Genomic DNA, 2,018 nt, shown 5'->3' on the forward strand with positions numbered 1-2,018 from the left:
TTTTTTCCCTGTTCGGCTCTGTTTAAATGCGCCCAGTTGCCGTTACGGCACAGCCTGAGCTACTGCGATCCGCGGTGGTAAAGGAGCACCACCCACGCCAAAGTCCATATCAAAATGAGGGATTACCTATGGCTATTTACATGAACTTCAACAGCAACTCTCCGAAGGGCAACGTAACCGCGAAGGGTTACGAAGACTGGATTGAAGTGGACAGCTTCAATTTTGGTGTCGGCCGCGGCATCAGCATGGAAGCCGGCGCCATGGCCAACCGCGAAGCCACTCGCCCGAGCATCAGCGAAATCACCGTGACCAAGCGCATCGACGCGGCCTCCGGCGGCCTGTTCAAGGCTTCCGTTTCCGGTGATGAAGGCGTTGTTGCCGAGTTCCACGTTGTCCAGACCGGCGCCAATGCCGTGGAGAAGTACGCGGTCTACAAGCTGGAAGATGCAATCATCTCCTCCTACAGCATCAGCGCCTCTTCCGGCGGTGCACCGATGGAGTCCATCTCCCTGAGCTTTGCCAAGATCGAGGCGGACCTGAACCACGCCGACAAGACCAACAAGAACCCGAAAAACATGCGCGTCGGATACGACCTGTCCACCGCTACCGTCCTGTAAGCGACGTTTCGGTTCTTGCCGCGGGAGCCGGGCCCACAGTCCCAGGCTGTGGCGTCGCGGCCCCCCGGCTTTCCCTTTGCTTCAGGGAAGAGTTAATAGGGAAGGAAAGGATACCCTCTTTCCGAGACCGCATGAGATAGAGCAGTTTTGCCCCGTGCAGTATCTGCGCTTCCAGCACCCATGGCATTAAGGCGCCGCTTTCCGGAGCATGATCGCTACGGATAGAGGGGCGCGGCCATTGAGAATGCGGGCAACGCAGCCCCCAAAGTGTTAGCCACTGGGGAGGTATTCATAGCGCGTCTCGGGAGGGGTGTATCCCTTCCTTCCGCTTCAGTAGCAGGCGGCGGGCTTCGAGGGATCAGCCATGTATTTGGACGTTGAAAACAGACAGGGCGTTCGCTATCGCGTCAGGGAAGGATGGCATTACCGCCCGCTTCTCCCACAGCGCTATGCGGAAGGCTCTGTCGACCTCCCGTTACTGTTGAGTTTCGACGACGATACCGTCGAGCGGATTTTCGGGCACTTCCTCCTCTTCGGCCAGCAATTGCCCGATCCCGGTAGCGTCCGCGGTTGTGGCCAGCACAGAAATTGTGTGGACAACCCCTATGCGGGTGTACCGCCCCACCTCTCCGATGAGCGCAAGAGCGTCTACCTCGCCCTGGCCGAACAGCGCCTGATCATCGAGGAGAATCTCTCGGGAGACAACGAACTGGCGGAGCAGCAGTTGTCCCTGTCTGCCCAGATCCGCCGGGGCCTGCAACAGATCATTGCCGAGGAGCGCGCCGAGGCGGCGCGCATCCAGAGGGAGCACGAGCAGCGCAACTTCCTGGAAAAGCAGTTTGCCCATGCCGCACGGCGCGCCAAGGGGTTCGGCCAGGCGGCCTGGGGCCTGGTGGTATGGGTCAAGGACGCAGCCGAGGTGTCGGCCGCGATCAGCCCCGCCCGCCAGGCCTTTGCCGCGATCAACGCCACTGTCGACTATGTCTACCACGACAAACCCCTGGAGGAGTCCGCCAGCGAACACCTGGCCAACATAAAAGGGGAAGTGGTGGATGTACTGGGCTTCGATCCCACCTCGATTACGCGGGAGCAACTGCGCCAGGCATTCGAAATTGCGGAGCTGATCTACGACGACCCCGCCCTGCGCACTGCCATCACCCAGTTCGTCCGGGACTATGTCGAGGCCCAGCACAGCCTGGAGATGTCCGAATTCATCGGCGCCGGCATCTTTGAAGTCGTTCTCACCATCGTGCTCGCGGCCTTCACTGGCGGTGTCGGTGCCGCGGCGGCGCTGGGCAAAAACGCCCGCCTCCTGGGCCGCTTCCGGCGCATCGGGGAGCTGATGGTGCGTTTCGCCCGGCTCAAGAAGCAGCGTCTTCGGCTGTCGAGGAACAGGGGGGC

1 protein-coding gene and 1 pseudogene are annotated in these 2,018 nt (G+C 60.9%); both read left to right on the forward strand.

Annotation, left to right across the window (positions count from 1 at the left end):
• Window positions 1-128: 128 nt before the first annotated feature.
• On the forward strand, window positions 129-617 hold the full coding sequence (locus OQE62_RS19245; RefSeq protein ID WP_265723667.1) for an Hcp family type VI secretion system effector: 489 nt from the start codon (window positions 129-131) through the stop codon (window positions 615-617).
• A 364-nt stretch (window positions 618-981) separates the two neighbouring features.
• Window positions 982-2,018, forward strand: a pseudogene (locus tag OQE62_RS19250) (RHS repeat-associated core domain-containing protein); the annotation flags it as partial.

Source organism: Microbulbifer halophilus, assembly GCF_026183675.1.
GTDB classification, from domain to species: domain Bacteria; phylum Pseudomonadota; class Gammaproteobacteria; order Pseudomonadales; family Cellvibrionaceae; genus Microbulbifer; species Microbulbifer halophilus.